The organism is Enterobacter sp. DN, assembly GCF_046054285.1.
Taxonomy (GTDB): Bacteria; Pseudomonadota; Gammaproteobacteria; order Enterobacterales; family Enterobacteriaceae; genus Enterobacter; species Enterobacter hormaechei_C.
On the sequence record NZ_JBJJTG010000006.1, the window covers coordinates 192,354 to 209,978 of the forward strand.

Genomic DNA, 17,625 nt, shown 5'->3' on the forward strand with positions numbered 1-17,625 from the left:
TTTCTCTGTCGTTTTGCCGGATGGCGGCTGCGCCCCCGGCGATGTGTTAGCGTTTTTCCGCCATTAGCTGCTCCGCCAGCGCTTTCAGCGCTGGCACGAATTTTTCATCCACAGGGGCAAACGGCTTACGGCACAGCGGCACGGATACCACGTCCATATAGTGCAGAACCGTTTTCAGACCACGGAACACCCCGGCTTTAATCAGCAGATCGATCACCGTGTTGCATTCGCTTTGCAGGCGCTGTGCGGTGGCGTTATCCCCTTCACGAACCGCTTTAGCGATCGCCTGGTAGCGCCAGCCCATAATGTTGTAGGTGCTGCCGATCCCCCCGTCCGCGCCGGCCAGCAGGCCGGAGGCGAAGATCTCGTCATAACCGTTGTAGAGCACCAGATCCGGATGTTCACGACGGATCTGCTCCATCTGGAAGAGATCGCCGGAGGTTTGCTTCAGCGCGCCGACGCCAGGCAGCGTTACCAGCGTGTTGATCTGATCCAGCGTTAACTTAACGCCGCTTAGCGCAGGGATGTTATAAACCACCATCGGCAACCCCTCCGCGGAGTCAATAATTGCACGGTAATGATCGCAATGTTCTTCAAAGCTAAAGGGATAGTAAAACGGTGTGACGGCGGACACAGCGTCAAAACCGACGCGGGCGGCGGCCATGGCTAACTGCTGGCTTTCCGCCGTGCTGACGCAGCCAACATGGGCGATGAGCGTGATTTTCCCCTTCGCCTCTTCCGCCACAATCTCCATCACCTGCTCTCGTTCCGAAAGGCTCTGTACAAAGGCCTCTCCCGTTGAACCGCCGACGTACAGCCCATCGATACCCTGTTCAATATTGAACCGCACCAGACGGCGCAGGCTTTCTTTATCCAGCATCTGCTCAGAGTTAAACGGGGTCAGGAGTGCGGCCATTACGCCGCGTAATTGCGTTGCCATAGTTACCTCAATCGATCGTGTGTTTATTATAACGACATACCTTTATACCTGTTATACCAGATCAATTAAGCAGCAGTAGAATACAGAACGCTTATATTGCGATCTGCTTCACTAAAGGATCGTTATTTTTTGGCTTTTGAATGCTGGCCGAAAGCGTGCCAGGTGGCGGAGACGCTGTTAAGGTGAGTTTGCAACGCCCGATCCGCTTCATCGGGATCGCGGCGGCGGATCGCATCCACAATTGCGATATGCTGGCGATAGCTGACTTCATTATGCTGATAAAGCTCTGCGTCCGGCACTTTAGGACGCGCCGCAATTAACCAGTCAAGCAGCGCAACGTGGATCGCATTGAAGATCGGATTGCCGGGGATCTCCGCCAGCACGCGGTGAAAATCGACATCGGAACGAATAAATAGCGTGTTGTCATCCAGGGACTGGCTGTTGATCTCCAGGGCTTTTGTGAGCTGCGCAATCTGATCGTCAGTGGCGTATTCTGCGGCATAACGAACAAGGCTGGATTCAAAGAACAGGCGAAGCTGCTCGAAATGGGCAATACCGCCGGGCTGGGTCAGAAAGTCTTTCGCCATTCCCGACAATTCACTGATGATGGTATCGGCAGACGGCATGGTTACGCGGGCACGTTCACCGTTGTTAATCTGCACCAGCCCTTTACGCTTTAGCGCCGCCAGCGCTTCGCGCACCGAGGGGCGACCCACGTTGAAGAACTCCATCAGTTCGCGCTCGGAGGGTAACTGCTCTCCCTGGGCAAATTCCTTCCGACGGATCATCTGCTCCAGCTCTTCTTCCACCATATCAGACAGTTTTTTGCGCGCCAGCGGCCGACGGCGCAGGCTGCGACCAATGGTTTCATCAGAGTTTTCAGCTTTAAGATCAGTCGGTTTCATTGCAGTCCGGTGCCATTGAAGGAAAACAGTTCATCATAACACAGGAAATTAGAGGGGGCGAAAAGGGACCGAAAGCAAAACAGGCCCGTCGGGCCTGTTTGTTTATTTCACAACGCGCAGTGCGGGACGACCACCGCGTGGTGGTGGCTCGTCATCCGGATCGGTGTCGTCATTATGATCGGGTTTATCGCCATCGATGACAGACATTACCGTGTCGCTTTCGCGTTCATCGGATGCCTCATCATCATTCAGGCTGGCAACCTCTTCATCATAAGCCGCTTCCGGCTCAAACATGGTGCCCGCACCGTTTTCACGGGCGTAGATAGCCAGCACAGCTGCCAGCGGCACGGAAACCTGACGCGGCACGCCGCCGAAGCGCGCATTAAAGCGCACTTCGTCGTTCGCCAGCTCCAGGTTACCCACTGCGCGTGGCGCAATATTCAGTACAATCTGTCCGTCGCGCGCGTATTCCATTGGAACCAGCACGCCCGGCAACGTCACATCCACAACCAAGTGCGGCGTGAGCTGGTTATCCAGCAGCCATTCATAGAAGGCGCGCAGCAGATACGGACGGCGTGGTGAAAGTTGTGACATTTCCACAGTCATTAGCCTCGGCCGAGACGCATTTCACGTTCCGGTTCAGTTAAAGATGCCAGGAAAGAGTCGCGCTCAAAGACGCGAGTCATATAGCCTTTCAGCTCTTTCGCGCCAGGGCCGCTGAACTCTACGCCCAGGGTTGGCAGACGCCACAGCAACGGAGCCAGGTAGCAATCCACCAGGCTGAACTCATCGCTCAGGAAGAAAGGCTTCTGACCAAAGACTGGCGCAATCGCCAGCAGCTCTTCACGCAGCTGTTTACGTGCAGCATCCGCTTCAGAAGAGGAACCGTTGACGATAACGTTCATCAGCGAGTACCAGTCTTTCTCGATACGCTGCATGTACAGGCGGCTTTCACCACGCGCAACAGGATAAACAGGCATCAGCGGCGGATGCGGGAAACGCTCATCCAGGTATTCCATAATGATACGGGATTCCCACAGGGTCAGCTCGCGATCCACCAGCGTCGGTACGCTTTGGCTCGGGTTGAGATCGATCAGATCCTGAGGCGGGTTATCCTTTTCCACATGCTCGATCTCAAAACTGACACCCTTCTCGGCCAGCACGATACGAACCTGATGGCTATAAATGTCAGTAGGACCAGAAAACAGCGTCATTACCGAACGTTTGTTGGCAGCGACAGCCATGAAAACCTCCAGGTATATTCAGAATTTTTACTGCTACCAGCCCAACGGGGCCAGCCAGATGATGTATCGCCCATCCCAGAGAAGACACATTGTTCAAGAATCGAACAAAAATCGAGTATTCACCGATATTTGGGCAGAAAATTGGATGATAGTTTACCAGATTTTGATGGCTTTGTGGTGAGGGGATTCCGGAAATGTGGAAAAAGAGAAGATATATGAAATGTTACTGTGGATAACCTGCGCATTATCCATAAAAAAACCCGCCGAAGCGGGTTTTTCGCCAATCGTTCTGCGTAAGCAGAATGGATTAACGTTTGGAGAACTGTGGACGACGACGTGCTTTACGCAGACCCACTTTCTTACGTTCAACCTGACGAGCGTCACGAGTAACGAAGCCAGCTTTACGCAGTTCAGAACGCAGGGATTCGTCGTACTCCATCAGCGCGCGGGTGATACCGTGACGGATCGCACCTGCCTGACCGGAGATACCACCACCTTTAACGGTGATGTACAGATCCAGTTTTTCTACCATATCAACCAGTTCCAGCGGCTGGCGAACTACCATGCGGGCAGTTTCGCGACCGAAGTATTGTTCCAGAGAACGCTGGTTGATTACGATTTTACCACTGCCCGGTTTGATGAAAACGCGAGCTGCGGAACTTTTGCGGCGACCAGTGCCGTAGTATTGATTTTCAGCCATTGCCTATAATCCCGATTAGATGTCAAGAACTTGCGGTTGCTGTGCCGCGTGGTTGTGCTCGTTGCCTGCGTAAACTTTCAGTTTACGGAACATAGCACGACCCAGCGGGCCTTTTGGCAGCATGCCTTTAACCGCGATTTCAATCACACGCTCAGGACGGCGGGCAATCATCTCTTCAAAGGTCGCTTCTTTGATACCACCGATGTGGCCGGTGTGGTGGTAGTACATTTTGTCAGTACGCTTGTTGCCGGTAACAGCAACTTTGTCAGCGTTCAGAACGATGATGTAATCACCGGTATCAACGTGCGGAGTGTATTCCGCTTTATGCTTACCGCGCAGGCGACGAGCCAGTTCAGTAGCCAGACGGCCCAGAGTTTTACCGGTCGCGTCAACAACATACCAGTCGCGCTGTACGGTTTCTGGTTTAGCTGTAAAAGTTTTCATTAAAAGCTTACCCAAATAATAAGTTACACGTTGGTGAACACCCAAACGTTTAGTCAGTTGAGGTTCACACGACAAAGTCCGGCAAACCTACCCCTTCGAATAGCACATGCCGACACATAGAAAGTTTCGGGAAAAAAACCTTCTCGTAACGTGGGGTCGCAAGATTATAGAGAAGTTGAGGTCAAAGATCGACCCTTAAATGTGATTTGGAATGGGTTTTTCGGGGTCAGGTATTGTGCGGTCTGGTGCCCTCACCCCCAGCCCCTCTCCCACGGGGAGAGGGGAGCATTTATTACGGCATATGCTCACGCTTGAGGTACTCTTCGCTCTGCATCTCTTGCAGGCGCGACAGGCAGCGCTGGAACTCAAACTTCAGGCGCTCGCCCTGATAAACCTCATATAAAGGCACCTCGGCGCTGACCACCAGCTTAACGTGGCGCTCGTAAAACTCATCTACCAGCGCGATGAAGCGGCGCGCTTCGCTCTCCATGAGTGGGGTCATAACGGGCACATCCCACAACATAACGGTATGGAACAGACGCGAAAGTGCAATGTAGTCATGCTGGCTGCGGGCGTCCACGCAGAGCGTTGCAAACGAGACGGCCAGCGTCTGGTTTTCTACGCCAAGCGTCGGCAACGGACGATGATTAATCTCCAGCGCTGGCGCGTTACCCCGCGGCGCTCCCGCCAGCGCCAGCCACAGTTTATCCATCTCGCGGGCTGTGTCGGCGTTCAACGGCGAAAGCCACAGGTGTGCCTGCGTTAATGTGCGCAGTCGATAATCGACGCCGGCATCGACGTTCATGATGTCGCAGTGCTGTTTGATAGCATCAATGGCCGGCAGGAAACGAGCCCGCTGGAGACCATTGCGATAAAGCTCATCCGGCGGGATATTGGAGGTCGCCACCAGAGTGATCCCACGCGCAAACAGCGCTTTCATGAGGCCCCCCAACAGCATGGCATCCGTAATATCGGAAACAAAGAACTCGTCGAAGCAGAGCACGTCCGTTTCCGCCTTAAAGCGATCGGCCACAATGTCCAGCGGGTCGGTTTCGCCCTGGAGCGCCGTCAGCTCTTCATGGACCCGCAGCATAAAACGGTGAAAGTGCAGGCGCTGCTTACGCGTGCCGGGCAGGCTCTGGTAGAACATGTCCATCAGCCAGGTCTTACCCCGCCCAACGCCGCCCCACATATATAAGCCACGAACCGGTGCGTTTACCGTGGGCTCTTTTTTGCCCAGTAAACGGCCGAATGCCGCCTTCAGCCCACTGCTCTGCACCGCATCGGCGGGTTTCGCCAGAAGTTCCTGATAAATCGTGTCCAGGCGGTTAACCGCTTCACGCTGGACATCATCCGGCTGGTGTGTGCCCTCGCTCAGGGCCAGTTGGTAACGCGATGAAGGGGACAGGTTTTGCATGATGTTGTTGTTATTCCTTTAGTTAAACCTCACCAGCGCGCGTGGCTGATGAAAAAAAGGCCGTTCTACACTACGCGATGATACGTCAGGATTCCACTTCTGCGGAAATAGCGGTTATAGTGGCATAATCAGGCACAGGCAGGAGCCGAGCCAACACCCTACGGAACAACAAGACAACGGGAGAAGTTCATGACCTGGGAATATGCGCTAATCGGTTTAGTCGTCGGCATCATCATTGGTGCTGTGGCCATGCGTTTCGGTAACCGCAAATTGCGTCAGCAGCAGTCACTGCAATACGAACTGGAAAAGAACAAAGCTGAACTGGAAGAATATCGCGAAGAGCTGGTCAGCCACTTTGCCCGTAGCGCTGAGCTGCTGGACAACATGGCGACAGATTATCGCCAGCTCTACCAGCACATGGCAAAAAGCTCCAGCAGCCTGCTGCCGGAAATGACCGCGGAGACCAACCCCTTCCGCAATCGTCTGGCTGATTCTGAAGCCGGTAACGATCAGGCTCCGGTTCAGATGCCACGCGACTATTCAGACGGCGCGTCCGGCCTGCTGCGCGGTGGCGTAAAACGCGATTAATCGCACAACCTGAATAAATTTTACGGGCGCACCTTATGCGCCCGTCCTTTCTTCCCGTCCCCAGCTATTATTTAGTCAAACACCTCATTGTTCAGCGGTTGAAAATTCAATAACATCAAGATGTTTTTGGGGCCGTTCTTTTTCATTCCAGGATACGAGAGTCAGCATCAATGAAGAAAAAAAACCAGCTGTTGAGCGCCTTAGCGTTAAGTGTCGGGTTATCTCTCTCGGCGTCCTTCCCCGCCAGTGCGGCACTGCCTTCGCAGGTGCCTGGACAAGAAGCCATTCCCAGCCTTGCGCCGATGCTTGAAAAAGTCCTGCCTGCGGTAGTCAGCGTTCAGGTGGAAGGGACGGCACGCCAAAGCCAGCGTATTCCTGAAGAGCTGAAGAAATATTTTGGCGAAGACGCGCCGGATCAGCAGGCTCAGCCGTTTGAAGGCCTGGGCTCAGGGGTGATTATCGACGCGGCTAAGGGCTATATCCTGACCAATAACCACGTGATCAGCCAGGCCGATAAAATCAGCGTTCAGCTGAACGATGGTCGGGAGTTTGACGCCAAACTGATCGGCGGTGACGATCAGAGTGATATCGCCCTGCTACAGGTGCAAAACCCCAGCAACCTGACCCAGATCGCCATTGCAGATTCCGATAAGCTGCGCGTCGGTGATTTTGCCGTCGCGGTCGGTAACCCGTTCGGTTTAGGCCAGACCGCCACCTCCGGAATTGTCTCCGCCCTGGGGCGCAGCGGCCTGAATCTCGAAGGGCTGGAAAACTTCATCCAGACCGATGCCTCCATCAACCGGGGCAACTCCGGCGGTGCGCTGCTTAATCTGAACGGTGAGCTGATCGGCATCAACACCGCTATCCTCGCGCCAGGCGGCGGTAGCATCGGGATTGGTTTTGCCATTCCGAGTAACATGGCGAAAACCCTGTCTCAACAGCTGATTCAGTTTGGCGAGGTTAAGCGCGGTCTGCTGGGCATCAAAGGCATGGAGATGAGCGCCGATATCGCCAAAGCCTTTAAGCTCAACGTCCAGCGCGGGGCGTTTGTCAGCGAAGTGCTTCCCAACTCAGGCTCTGCGAAAGCGGGCGTGAAATCCGGCGACATTATTGTCAGCCTGAACGATAAACCGCTGAGCAGCTTCGCTGAATTACGATCACGTATTGCCACCACGGAGCCGGGCGCTAAAGTGAAGCTGGGCCTGATCCGTGAGGGCAAACCGCTGACCGTGGAAGTGACGCTGGACAAGAGCACCTCCTCTTCCGCCAGCGCAGAACAGATCTCCCCTGCTCTACAGGGCGCTACGCTGAGCGACGGTCAGCTTAAAAACGGCACGAAAGGCATTACCGTCACTACCGTTGAGAAGAGCAGCCCGGCCGCGCAGGCAGGTTTACATCAGGACGACGTGATCGTGGGCGTGAACCGCACTCGCGTGCAGTCTATTGCCGAAATGCGTAAGGTGCTGGAGAGTAAACCGGCGGTCATTGCCCTGCAAATTATCCGAGGCAACGACACCCTCTACATTTTACTGCGTTAACCATTTGCGACTCCGGACATCGCCGCTGCGTGTGATGTCCGGATAACTCATGTTATGCTGCAAACCGTTCCTTTTTTAACGACACACGCATCATGCTTTTAAAGCTCTTTCGTTCAATTGTCATTGGTTTGATCGTTGCCGGTCTGCTGCTGGTGGCTATGCCATCTTTACGCCAGTTCAACAAACTGTCGGCTCCTCAGTTCGACAGCACGGATGAAACGCCTGCGACGTACAATCAGGCGGTACGCCGTGCCGCCCCCGCCGTGGTTAACGTCTATAACCGCGGGCTTAACAGTTCCGCTCATAACCAGCTGGAGATCCGCACGCTCGGTTCCGGTGTGATCATGGATGACCGGGGCTACATCATCACCAATAAACACGTCATTAACGATGCCGACCAGATTATCGTCGCCTTACAGGATGGCCGCGTGTTTGAAGCCCTGCTGGTGGGGTCGGACAGCCTTACCGACCTGGCGGTGCTGAAGATCAACGCCACGGGCGGTCTGCCGACTATCCCGATTAATCGCAAACGCACGCCGCACATCGGCGATGTGGTGCTGGCGATCGGTAACCCGTACAACCTGGGCCAGACCATCACTCAGGGGATCATCAGCGCGACCGGTCGAATCGGCCTGAACCCGTCAGGGCGACAGAACTTCCTGCAAACCGATGCCTCGATCAACCACGGTAACTCCGGCGGTGCGCTGGTGAACTCTCTCGGCGAACTGATGGGCATTAACACCCTCTCATTCGACAAGAGCAACGACGGCGAAACGCCGGAAGGGATTGGCTTTGCTATTCCGTTCCAACTGGCGACCAAGATCATGGACAAGCTGATCCGTGATGGCCGCGTGATCCGTGGCTACATCGGTATTGGCGGGCGTGAAATCGCGCCGATGCATACGCAGGGCGGTGGTATCGATCAGATCCAGGGGATTGTGGTCAACGAAGTGGCGCCTGGCGGCCCGGCGGCCAACGCAGGTATCCAGGTGAACGACGTTATCCTTTCCGTCAACGGTACGCCAGCGGTCTCTGCGCTGGAAACCATGGACCAGGTGGCTGAGATTCGCCCGGGCTCCATTATCCCTGTTGAAGTCATGCGTAATGACAAGAAGCTGACGATTCAGGTCACCATCCAGGAATACCCGGCCACTAACTGACGGGCAAAAAAAAACGGAGCTTAACGCTCCGTTTTTTTACCGGGACAGGATCACTTGTTAACGAACTCTTCGCCCAGCGTGATGTCTTTCTTCAGCGTATCCAGCATGCCTTCCATCGCGTTTTGCTCAAACGCGCTCAGCGTGCCGATAGACTTACGCTCTTCAACACCGTTTTTACCCAGCAGCAGCGGCTGAGAGAAGAAGCGCGCGTGTTCACCGTCGCCTTCAACATAGGCGCATTCAACAACGCCTTTTTCGCCCTGCAACGCGCGAACCAGAGACAGGCCGAAACGTGCCGCCGCCTGGCCCATAGACAGGGTTGCAGAACCGCCACCCGCCTTCGCTTCCACCACTTCGGTGCCTGCGTTCTGAATACGTTTGGTCAGATCAGCCACTTCCTGCTCGGTGAAGCTCACGCCCGGGATCTGCGACAGCAGAGGCAGGATGGTCACGCCAGAGTGACCGCCGATAACCGGCACTTCCACTTCCGTTGGCTGCTTGCCTTTCAGCTCAGCCACGAAGGTATTGGAGCGGATGATATCCAGCGTAGTTACGCCGAACAGTTTGTTCTTGTCGTAAACGCCCGCTTTCTTCAGCACTTCTGCTGCGATAGCAACGGTGGTGTTCACCGGGTTGGTGATGATCCCGATGCACGCTTTCGGGCAGGTTTCAGCAATCTGCTGAACCAGGTTTTTCACGATGCCCGCGTTGACGTTGAACAGGTCTGAACGATCCATACCCGGTTTACGCGCAACACCCGCGGAGATCAGCACCACGTCGGCACCCTGCAACGCAGGACGCGCATCTTCACCGGAGAAGCCTTTGATTTTCACAGCTGTCGGGATGTGGCTCAGGTCAACCGCCACACCTGGGGTTACCGGAGCAATATCGTACAGGGAGAGTTCTGAGCCTGAAGGCAGTTGGGTTTTCAGTAGTAGGGCAAGCGCCTGGCCGATACCACCAGCAGCGCCGAGGACTGCGACTTTCATCCTAAACTCCTTATTATGGTTAACTTAAGTATCTGTAACTCCGTTGCGGCGACCATAATTCAGCACGTCATTAATTACAATTTTCATCGCTAAAGAATTTGAGGTCGCACGTCTTTCGCCTTCACCTGAATACTATCGGGATGCAGGCAACAACGAATTAAGAGGGGGTTACAATACACCCTGCCACGCCACCAAAACAACATCATTTTGATAACATTTAATTTACTTTTAAGCTTATTTGCGCGGCGTGACCCAGGCATGTTTTCCGATAACGAAATCTGATAAAATCTCTCCCTTTCATAACATTATTTCAGCCTGGTGCCAGGTAGATAATTTGCATAAAAATTCATCCACATGCATAATAATGTTGTTTCTATCGTCATATTCCGGGTGACTTATGCGAAGCTCGTCTAAGCAAGAAGAATTAGTAAAGGCGTTTAAAGCGCTACTAAAAGAAGAGAAATTCAGTTCTCAGGGAGAAATTGTTCAGGCGTTGCAGGAACAAGGCTTCGACAACATCAACCAGTCGAAGGTCTCTCGCATGTTAACCAAGTTTGGTGCGGTGCGTACGCGCAACGCCAAAATGGAAATGGTTTATTGCCTGCCTGCTGAACTTGGCGTGCCAACGACCTCCAGCCCGCTGAAAAACCTGGTTCTGGACATCGACTATAACGATGCCGTGGTCGTGATCCACACCAGCCCGGGCGCAGCCCAGCTGATTGCCCGCCTGCTGGACTCGCTGGGTAAAGCAGAGGGGATCCTCGGGACCATCGCCGGCGATGACACCATTTTTACCACCCCGGCAAATGGTTTCTCGGTGAAAGACCTCTACGAAGCGATTCTGGTCCTGTTCGAACAGGAGCTGTAATTGTCTGCCCCGTAGCGCCTGGCTGCGGGGATCATTCTGCTTTTACCGCGTTTTACCCTGCTTTTCTCTGCCTGCTACTTTTGCAAATAGTGCTTTTTACCGCCTGTTAACATTCATTCAGTGAATGGTCTGCCGCAAAATCGCACTAAAAATCAAATTGTCCTATCCCTTTGATTTATTCAAGAAAAAACCACAAACCTCGCATTGTGCTGCCCTTTTTTATGCATTCTCGTTATAAAAAATGAATTTTTTAACTCGTAATAACAGACGAAACCATTAGTCTGGTATTAATTTTTTGCGTGATTAGTGTATACTTGATTTTGTGATGAGGGTCACAGAACAAAGACCCCAGTAAAATAATTGACGAGGTAAATAATCATGAAAATTAAAACCACTGTAGCTGCCCTGAGCGTACTGTCAGTCCTGTCATTCGGTGCGTTTGCAGCCGACACCATTAATGCTGAACAGGCACAATCCCGTCAGGCTATCGGGACTGTTTCTGTTGGCGCCATCGGTACGTCTCCGATGGACATGCACGAAATGCTGAACAAAAAAGCGGAAGAACAGGGTGCGTCATCCTATCGCATCATCGAAGCGCGCAGTGGCGACCACTGGCACGCTACCGCAGAACTGTACAAATAAACCCTCGTCGTATCTCATCATACGACTTGCCCCTGACCTCCCGGTCAGGGGCTTTTTTATCACTGGCGCACGTTGAAACGCAGTTGCCCTTCCAGCTCCTCCTCCGCTTCATCAAACAATAAAATCAATGCACCAAAGCGTCTGCGTAGTTTTTCAGGCAGATGGGTAAATTCGATTTCCAGCGGTAACGGCAGACGATCGCCGGTAACCACATCCCACAGCATATCAAGATTGCTTACGCTGCCCCGCTCCAGGTCGAACGCCCGAATAAACTCGCGATAGAAGTCTTCCTGACTCTCAATTTCGTCAAAATCAAAGGTATAAATTTTCATTGCCAGCCACCCGGTACAGGCGGGCGGCAAATGCCGCCCTGTCTATTATAATCCCCCGATATGCAGGGTTTTGACTTCCAGAAACTCCTCCAGCCCCAGCACGGACCCCTCACGGCCCAGCCCGGACTCTTTTACGCCCCCAAACGGACCCAGCTCGGTCGAGACAGCACATTCGTTAATTCCGATCATGCCGCTCTCAATGACCTGCGAGACGCGGAACACGCGCGAAAGATTCTGGGTATAAAAGTAGGCTGCCAGCCCGTAAGGCGTATTGTTAGCGCGCATAACCACTTCGTCTTCCGACGTGAAGCGGAAGCAAGCGGCAATGGGACCAAAGGTCTCCTCTTCTGCCAGCTTCATGCCTTCATGGCAGTCACCGAGTACGGTTGGCATCCAGAAGTTGCCGCCAAGTTCGTGCGGTTTACCCCCAGCCAGCACCGTGGCCCCCTTCGCTACCGCATCTTCGACGTGCTCACGGACTTTTTCGACAGCCGAAGGCTCAATCAGCGGGCCGACAACGACGCCCTCGTCCAGACCGTTACCCACCTTCAGCGCCTTCACCGCATCGGCAAGTTGATTGACAAACTTGTCATAGACCGTCTCCTGAATATAGAAACGGTTTACGCTGACGCAGACCTGCCCGGCGTTACGGAACTTATTGGCAATGGCACCTTTGACGGCGGCCTCAATATCCGCGTCCTCGAAAACGATATATGGCGCATTACCACCCAGCTCCATCGATACCTTTTTCATGGTCTCTGCGGAATTGCGAACCAGTGTTTTCCCGACGGCGGTTGATCCGGTAAACGAGATTTTGCGCACGTCATGGCTGGCCATAATGGCGTCACTAATTTCTGAGGTGCTCCCCGCGACCGCATTCAGCACACCATCCGGCACACCGGCCTGCTTCGCCAGCGTCAGCAGCGCAAAGGCGCTCAGCGGCGTGTTGTTTGCAGGCTTGATGACGCCGGTACATCCTGCTGCCAACGCCGGGCCGAGCTTACGGGTGAGCATGGCCATCGGGAAATTCCATGGCGTGATAGCAGCAACCACCCCGACAGGTTCACGAGTGGCCAGAATACGGGAGCCGGGTTTAACCGGAGGAATGATTTCACCGTTGGCGCGCTTGGCCTGCTCGGCAAACCACTGAATGAAGCTGGCAGCGTAGTCCACCTCACCTTCAGCCTCTTTCAGCGGCTTGCCCTGCTCGGTAGTCATCAGTCGCCCGAGCCAGCTTTTATTCTCGATAATCAGTTCATACCAGCGATAGAGGATCGTGGAGCGCTCTTTTGCCGTTTTTGCGCGCCATGCGGGAAAGGCCTTCGTCGCGGCCGCAATGGCCTCTTCGGTTTCGGCTTTCCCTGCTTTCGCCACTTTCGCGACCACCTCGCCCGTGGCCGGGTTTAGCACATCAAACGTGGTGTCGAGTGTTTTCCAGATACCGTTAACCAGATACCCGGTCTGAAAAAGAATACTGTCCTGAAGAGCCTGGGTTGTCATGTGTCCTCCCTTCCTGAATGTTTGAACCTGCAAGAATAAGTATAGCCACAAAAAAACCGACGCTTTTGGCGTCGGTTTTCTCTTCGTTAGCTGTCTGTCAGCGCATTCTGGTAGCGGTGCAGCATAAACACCAGCCGCTCTACCGGCTCGGTAACCTGCGGCGGCGCTTCCCAGATCCGCAGTTTCTCCTGGTAGATATCCAGTTCCTCCAGCAGTTGCTTAAAGTAGCGGCGACGTTTGTCATCACTCGATGCCGATATCACATGGTCCGCCGTTCGCCGTAGCTGGCGGTGGAAAGCGGACAAATCATCGTTGATCGGCACTGGCGCGTTCCGCAGACGCTGGTGCGCGATAATCATGGTTAACGCCAGGCGGAAGCGGGCGACATCGCCCGGGAATTTATTCAACAACAGGAACAGCTGCTGATAGAGCGCCGGCAGGTGGTTCTCCTTACGCCGCGCGGTGTTGGTAGTCAATGACGATACGGCGGCCGACACAAACTGATTCAGCAGCACACGCCCTGTCCGCGCCTGAGAGTTATCCCGCACCAGCAGGATCACCATCATCGCCAGGAAACAGCCCACCAGCTGACCTAATGCGCTATCCAGGAACTGGCTGAAATGGAAGGTCATCGGGTTATCCAGCACGATGATGTTAATCGTGCTCGCCAGCGCACCCAACGATCCCAGACGGCGTTTTTGTACCTCAATCCCGATAAAGAACGCCATCACCGCCAGGCTGATGCAGAGCAAAAGCATGCTTTGCTGCGTCGAGGGAATAATCACCAGGAAGTAGAGCGCACCAATGGGTAACGCCGCAATGGTGCCGTACAGAAAATCGATCGCGACCATGCGCGGGTTGGGCAGACGCATCGCCAGCGCGGTGACGACGGCAATCATCACCATCGCGCCGCTGCCGGACGTCCAGCCGGTCCACAGCCAGAACAGCGTGCCGAGTATACAGGCCAGGGTGGTACGCCAGAAATTAACCATCGCATGGTGGCGCTCGGCGGACTCCGGTTTGATCACCACTTCGCCCTGCAATACCTCTTCTTCCGCCGCACTGATTTTGGTGTTGCTAATCACGCCGCGTTTCAGGAGCAGGTAGCGCGTTGCGGCGCCAACCCAGGTATAAATGGTGACTGGCGTATCCCGTTCTCCTGTCCAGGCAATCACACGACGCATGCGTTTAAGCTGTCGATGCACGTCCTGCACCGTCTCCACGGGCTCATCAAACAGTTCGCGGAAAGTATCCGTTACCACTTCGGGGCGGGTGTTCTGAATCAGGTAGGTTTCACACGCCTGGGTGATCAGCGTTAACGAGACGGTATTGATCGCTTTCAGACGACGATTGGCCCGCTCCCAGCGGGAAGACTCCATGTTGAGATTACTGCGCATCCCTTCCAGCGCCTGCGTGCGGCGCACCAGCGCGCTCCAGGCCTTGTCGACCTCTTCGCTGTCGCCGTGCTTAATGCACAGCTGCATAAGCTGGTACTGAGCAACAATCAGCGCGTCCAGCTCACGATCGACTTCCTGCTTGATGGATCGCGGAGAGAAGAGCAGATCTGCGACAATCGCGCAGACGATACCAATGACAATCTCGCTACAACGTTCGACGGCGAACTGCGGAGCAAGCAGCGGTTCACTCTGAATGGTGATGATAATAATCAGCGCGGTATACCCCGCCAGACCCCAGGCGTACGAGTTCTCCACCTTCACCAGCGAAGAGACCCAGGTGCAAAAACCCGCCCAGATACAGCACACAATCAGCATCAGCAGCGGCGTACGGATCATCAGGATGATAATGGTCAGAGCGGCGATACAGCCGATAAAGGTGCCGATAATACGCAGCATCCCGCGATAGCGAATTGCCCCGGAGTAAGGTTCGCCACCCGCCGCGAAGGCTGGACCGGCGGCGACGATCGCGGCGGTCAGAACGGCCCAGCGCGGCGTTTCAAGCTGGAAATGGAAGCCAACAAACAGCGCCAGCACAATGGCGCATGCCAGCTTCACGGCGAAGCGGATGTGCTGGCTGGCGATGGAAAAAATGCCCATAGCGATCAACCAAACTCGCGCAGGCGATGGGCGATTTGACGGAAGATAGAATCCTGGCTGGCATCACGGTCTTTTTCACCCGTGATCACCACCGTCGCGGTGGTGCCTGCGGGCCAGAGGTTGCTCTGCTGCTCATCCAGACGAATGCGTACCGGTACGCGCTGCGCCAGGCGAACCCACTCGAGGTTAGAATCGACGGTCGCCATCCCTTTTGTATCATTGGTACTGCTGGAGTTGGTCACCCCCGCGGCCACGCTGTCCACGGTTCCCTTCAGGACCCGGTTGCTGCCGAGCGGCGTGATTTCGGCGCGATAGCCCGGACGCACGCCTTCCAGCTTGGTCTCTTCCATATAGGCGAGGACGTAGAAGGAGTTCTGTTTCACCAGCGCCACGGCAGTTGAGCCGCGCGTGATAAACTCACCCGCATAGACGTTGAGGTTGGTCACCCAGCCATCGGACGGGGCGCGGATAACGGTACGTTCCAGATCGAGCTTCGCCAGATCGCGCGTCGCCTGCGCTTTTGCCAGCTGATGCAGCACGGTTTGCAGCACGTTATTAGACTGGTCAATCTCTTCCCGGGACATAGCCTGGATGCCCAGCTTGTTACGGCGACCTGCTTCACGGCGTTTTTCAGCGGCCAGCGCGTTGTAATACGCCACGTCGGCTTCCGCTTCTTCCAGCGCTTTTTGATAGCGCGGTTGGTCGATGGTGAACAGCACCTGATCTTTTTTCACCAGTTGGTTATCGTGGACGTTGACCGCCGTAATGAGACCGGCGACATCGGGCGCTATCGCGACCACCTCCGCGCTGAAACGCGCATCGCGCGTCCACGGGGATTCGGTGTAATAAACCCAGGCGCGAAAAATAGCGATGAACGCCAGGATGACCAGCGCCATAGTGATGGCAGTGCGGGAGATTTTTCTTGTTAGCGTTTTCACATCAACCTCAGACAAACATGCGCGATATTAAATAGAACAGGCAGCAATACAGCGCGGTATTGAACAATGCAGGATGCCAGACGAAATCATAAATCCCGGTAGGGATCAGCACCTTGCGCACCAGCCAGAAGATCGCCAGTGATAAAAGAAGCTCGAAAAATATCGGTGGGAACGACAAACCGAACACCACGATAACGGGAAACAGACTCATGTTGACCTTGATTAAAGAGAGTGCAGGTTACTGGATTTTTAAGCTCGCGCCGCCGCAGGAGAGCAAGAATTGCCGGGCGAGAGTGGCGCAGCCGTTATGTAATTAATAATATATTAACGTAACTGTTATGCTGTTATCTATCATATGTGATCTAAATCACTTTTAAGCCAGAGTGAATAATGGAACGTCTAAAACGCATGTCCGTCTTTGCGAAAGTGGTTGAGCAAGGCTCTTTTACCGCCGCAGCACGTCAGCTACAAATGAGCGTCTCATCCATTAGCCAGACAGTGTCAAAACTGGAAGATGAGCTCCAGGTGAAGCTGCTCAACCGCAGCACCCGCAGCATCGGGCTGACGGAAGCGGGTAAAATTTACTATCAGGGCTGCCGTCGAATGCTGCATGAGGTGCAGGATGTTCACGAGCAGCTCTATGCCTTTAACAACACGCCTATCGGCACGCTGCGTATCGGTTGTTCTTCAACTATGGCACAAAATGTTCTCGCTGCCATGACGGCGGAAATGCTGAAAGAGTATCCCGGTTTAACCGTTAATCTGGTAACGGGCATTCCGGCACCGGACCTGATTGCCGATGGGTTAGACGTGGTGATCCGCGTTGGCGCGTTGCAGGACTCGAGCCTGTTCTCGCGTCGACTGGGCAGCATGCCGATGGTGGTCTGCGCGTCGAAAAGCTATCTGGCACAGTATGGCGTGCCGGAAAAACCTGCCGACCTGAGCAACCACTCGTGGCTGGAATACAGCGTTCGGCCAGATAACGAATTTGAACTGATCGCGCCGGAAGGGCTTTCCACTAAACTGCTGCCTGAAGGCCGCTTCGTGACCAACGATCCGATGACCATCTCACGCTGGCTGGTGGCCGGAGCCGGGATCGCCTACGTACCGCTGATGTGGGTGATCAATGAGATCAACAGCGGCGTACTGGAGATCCTCTTCCCGCGTTACCAGTCCGATCCACGTCCGGTCTACGCTCTGTATACCGAGAAGGACAAACTGCCTCTCAAAGTACAGGTGTGTATTAACTATCTGACCGAGTATTTTGTCGAAGTGGCGGAGCTGTTTCAGGGGATGCGCGGCAGAAGAAAGGAGTAATAAAGTAATCGCTATAATCATATCTGGCATGAATATTCCCCGGATGGCA

19 protein-coding genes are annotated in these 17,625 nt (G+C 54.4%); 6 read left to right on the forward strand and 13 right to left on the reverse strand.

Translation table 11 applies throughout. The features are described from left to right. Positions 1–46 precede the first annotated feature (46 nt). The 7 genes from nanA to zapE form a co-directional block, all read right to left on the reverse strand. Positions 47–940 (reverse strand): N-acetylneuraminate lyase, encoded by an 894-nt coding sequence (gene nanA / locus ACJTMZ_RS15960; protein WP_017693901.1) that lies wholly within the window; start codon positions 938–940, stop codon positions 47–49. A gap of 122 nt (positions 941–1,062) precedes the next feature. Then, positions 1,063–1,845, reverse strand: coding sequence for a transcriptional regulator NanR (nanR, locus tag ACJTMZ_RS15965; protein ID WP_017382717.1), 783 nt, complete (start codon positions 1,843–1,845; stop codon positions 1,063–1,065). Between the two features lie 102 nt (positions 1,846–1,947). Further along, a complete protein-coding gene (gene sspB, locus ACJTMZ_RS15970) occupies positions 1,948–2,445 on the reverse strand; it encodes a ClpXP protease specificity-enhancing factor (RefSeq protein WP_026080566.1) in 498 nt (165 codons plus the stop codon). Between the two features lie 5 nt (positions 2,446–2,450). Continuing rightward, positions 2,451–3,089, reverse strand: coding sequence for a stringent starvation protein SspA (gene sspA, locus ACJTMZ_RS15975; RefSeq protein WP_003860438.1), 639 nt, complete (start codon positions 3,087–3,089; stop codon positions 2,451–2,453). Between the two features lie 307 nt (positions 3,090–3,396). Beyond that, positions 3,397–3,789 (reverse strand): 30S ribosomal protein S9, encoded by a 393-nt coding sequence (rpsI, locus tag ACJTMZ_RS15980; RefSeq protein WP_003860436.1) that lies wholly within the window; start codon positions 3,787–3,789, stop codon positions 3,397–3,399. A 15-nt stretch (positions 3,790–3,804) separates the two neighbouring features. Next, positions 3,805–4,233 carry a 50S ribosomal protein L13 gene (gene rplM / locus ACJTMZ_RS15985; RefSeq protein WP_003860434.1) on the reverse strand — a complete coding sequence of 143 codons (429 nt, stop codon included), beginning with the start codon at positions 4,231–4,233 and terminating at the stop codon, positions 3,805–3,807. A gap of 292 nt (positions 4,234–4,525) precedes the next feature. Further along, complete coding sequence (gene zapE, locus ACJTMZ_RS15990) at positions 4,526–5,650, reverse strand: cell division protein ZapE (RefSeq protein ID WP_015572004.1); 1,125 nt, start codon at positions 5,648–5,650, stop codon at positions 4,526–4,528. 189 nt (positions 5,651–5,839) lie between these two features. Here zapE and zapG point away from each other — a divergent pair, with 189 nt between their 5' ends. The 3 genes from zapG (at position 5,840) to degS (ending at position 8,936) form a co-directional block, all read left to right on the forward strand. Continuing rightward, complete coding sequence (gene zapG, locus ACJTMZ_RS15995; RefSeq protein ID WP_003860432.1) at positions 5,840–6,238, forward strand: Z-ring associated protein ZapG; 399 nt, start codon at positions 5,840–5,842, stop codon at positions 6,236–6,238. Between the two features lie 170 nt (positions 6,239–6,408). After that, positions 6,409–7,776 (forward strand): serine endoprotease DegQ, encoded by a 1,368-nt coding sequence (gene degQ, locus ACJTMZ_RS16000; RefSeq protein ID WP_015572006.1) that lies wholly within the window; start codon positions 6,409–6,411, stop codon positions 7,774–7,776. 92 nt (positions 7,777–7,868) lie between these two features. Further along, positions 7,869–8,936, forward strand: coding sequence for an outer membrane-stress sensor serine endopeptidase DegS (degS, locus tag ACJTMZ_RS16005; RefSeq protein WP_003860430.1), 1,068 nt, complete (start codon positions 7,869–7,871; stop codon positions 8,934–8,936). 50 nt (positions 8,937–8,986) lie between these two features. On the opposite strand, the gene mdh is transcribed toward degS, so the two are convergent. Beyond that, on the reverse strand, positions 8,987–9,925 hold the full coding sequence (gene mdh / locus ACJTMZ_RS16010; protein WP_003860429.1) for a malate dehydrogenase: 939 nt from the start codon (positions 9,923–9,925) through the stop codon (positions 8,987–8,989). A 397-nt stretch (positions 9,926–10,322) separates the two neighbouring features. Between mdh and argR the strand changes: the two genes are divergently transcribed. Beyond that, positions 10,323–10,793, forward strand: coding sequence for a transcriptional regulator ArgR (argR, locus tag ACJTMZ_RS16015; protein ID WP_003860428.1), 471 nt, complete (start codon positions 10,323–10,325; stop codon positions 10,791–10,793). A 378-nt stretch (positions 10,794–11,171) separates the two neighbouring features. Further along, positions 11,172–11,435: a peroxide/acid stress response protein YhcN gene (gene yhcN, locus ACJTMZ_RS16020; RefSeq protein WP_006812160.1), complete on the forward strand. Its 264-nt coding sequence runs from the start codon at positions 11,172–11,174 to the stop codon at positions 11,433–11,435. Between the two features lie 59 nt (positions 11,436–11,494). Here yhcN and ACJTMZ_RS16025 read toward each other — a convergent pair whose 3' ends face one another. The 5 genes from ACJTMZ_RS16025 to aaeX all read right to left on the reverse strand — a co-directional run bounded on the left by ACJTMZ_RS16025 (position 11,495) and on the right by aaeX (position 16,470). After that, positions 11,495–11,767, reverse strand: coding sequence for a barstar family protein (locus ACJTMZ_RS16025; RefSeq protein ID WP_003860424.1), 273 nt, complete (start codon positions 11,765–11,767; stop codon positions 11,495–11,497). Between the two features lie 45 nt (positions 11,768–11,812). Continuing rightward, positions 11,813–13,267, reverse strand: coding sequence for an NAD-dependent succinate-semialdehyde dehydrogenase (locus tag ACJTMZ_RS16030; protein WP_408626944.1), 1,455 nt, complete (start codon positions 13,265–13,267; stop codon positions 11,813–11,815). A gap of 86 nt (positions 13,268–13,353) precedes the next feature. Beyond that, a complete protein-coding gene (gene aaeB / locus ACJTMZ_RS16035) occupies positions 13,354–15,321 on the reverse strand; it encodes a p-hydroxybenzoic acid efflux pump subunit AaeB (protein ID WP_003860418.1) in 1,968 nt (655 codons plus the stop codon). A 5-nt stretch (positions 15,322–15,326) separates the two neighbouring features. Further along, complete coding sequence (gene aaeA / locus ACJTMZ_RS16040; protein ID WP_017382713.1) at positions 15,327–16,259, reverse strand: p-hydroxybenzoic acid efflux pump subunit AaeA; 933 nt, start codon at positions 16,257–16,259, stop codon at positions 15,327–15,329. A gap of 7 nt (positions 16,260–16,266) precedes the next feature. Next, a complete protein-coding gene (gene aaeX, locus ACJTMZ_RS16045; RefSeq protein ID WP_033487763.1) occupies positions 16,267–16,470 on the reverse strand; it encodes a p-hydroxybenzoic acid efflux pump operon protein AaeX in 204 nt (67 codons plus the stop codon). 179 nt (positions 16,471–16,649) lie between these two features. Here aaeX and aaeR point away from each other — a divergent pair, with 179 nt between their 5' ends. Further along, positions 16,650–17,576, forward strand: a complete 927-nt coding sequence (aaeR, locus tag ACJTMZ_RS16050) for an HTH-type transcriptional activator AaeR (protein WP_017382712.1) — start codon at positions 16,650–16,652, stop codon at positions 17,574–17,576. Positions 17,577–17,625 lie beyond the last annotated feature (49 nt).

Coding starts and splice junctions, on each gene's coding strand:
- nanR (WP_017382717.1), bottom strand. CDS start 1,845: ATGAAACCGACTGATCTTAAAGCTGAAAACTCTGATGAAACCATTGGT.
- mdh (WP_003860429.1), bottom strand. CDS start 9,925: ATGAAAGTCGCAGTCCTCGGCGCTGCTGGTGGTATCGGCCAGGCGCTT.
- ACJTMZ_RS16025 (WP_003860424.1), bottom strand. CDS start 11,767: ATGAAAATTTATACCTTTGATTTTGACGAAATTGAGAGTCAGGAAGAC.
- aaeB (WP_003860418.1), bottom strand. CDS start 15,321: ATGGGCATTTTTTCCATCGCCAGCCAGCACATCCGCTTCGCCGTGAAG.
- rplM (WP_003860434.1), bottom strand. CDS start 4,233: ATGAAAACTTTTACAGCTAAACCAGAAACCGTACAGCGCGACTGGTAT.
- rpsI (WP_003860436.1), bottom strand. CDS start 3,789: ATGGCTGAAAATCAATACTACGGCACTGGTCGCCGCAAAAGTTCCGCA.
- degQ (WP_015572006.1), top strand. CDS start 6,409: ATGAAGAAAAAAAACCAGCTGTTGAGCGCCTTAGCGTTAAGTGTCGGG.
- ACJTMZ_RS16030 (WP_408626944.1), bottom strand. CDS start 13,267: ATGACAACCCAGGCTCTTCAGGACAGTATTCTTTTTCAGACCGGGTAT.
- argR (WP_003860428.1), top strand. CDS start 10,323: ATGCGAAGCTCGTCTAAGCAAGAAGAATTAGTAAAGGCGTTTAAAGCG.
- sspA (WP_003860438.1), bottom strand. CDS start 3,089: ATGGCTGTCGCTGCCAACAAACGTTCGGTAATGACGCTGTTTTCTGGT.
- aaeX (WP_033487763.1), bottom strand. CDS start 16,470: ATGAGTCTGTTTCCCGTTATCGTGGTGTTCGGTTTGTCGTTCCCACCG.
- yhcN (WP_006812160.1), top strand. CDS start 11,172: ATGAAAATTAAAACCACTGTAGCTGCCCTGAGCGTACTGTCAGTCCTG.
- nanA (WP_017693901.1), bottom strand. CDS start 940: ATGGCAACGCAATTACGCGGCGTAATGGCCGCACTCCTGACCCCGTTT.
- degS (WP_003860430.1), top strand. CDS start 7,869: ATGCTTTTAAAGCTCTTTCGTTCAATTGTCATTGGTTTGATCGTTGCC.
- zapG (WP_003860432.1), top strand. CDS start 5,840: ATGACCTGGGAATATGCGCTAATCGGTTTAGTCGTCGGCATCATCATT.
- aaeR (WP_017382712.1), top strand. CDS start 16,650: ATGGAACGTCTAAAACGCATGTCCGTCTTTGCGAAAGTGGTTGAGCAA.
- zapE (WP_015572004.1), bottom strand. CDS start 5,650: ATGCAAAACCTGTCCCCTTCATCGCGTTACCAACTGGCCCTGAGCGAG.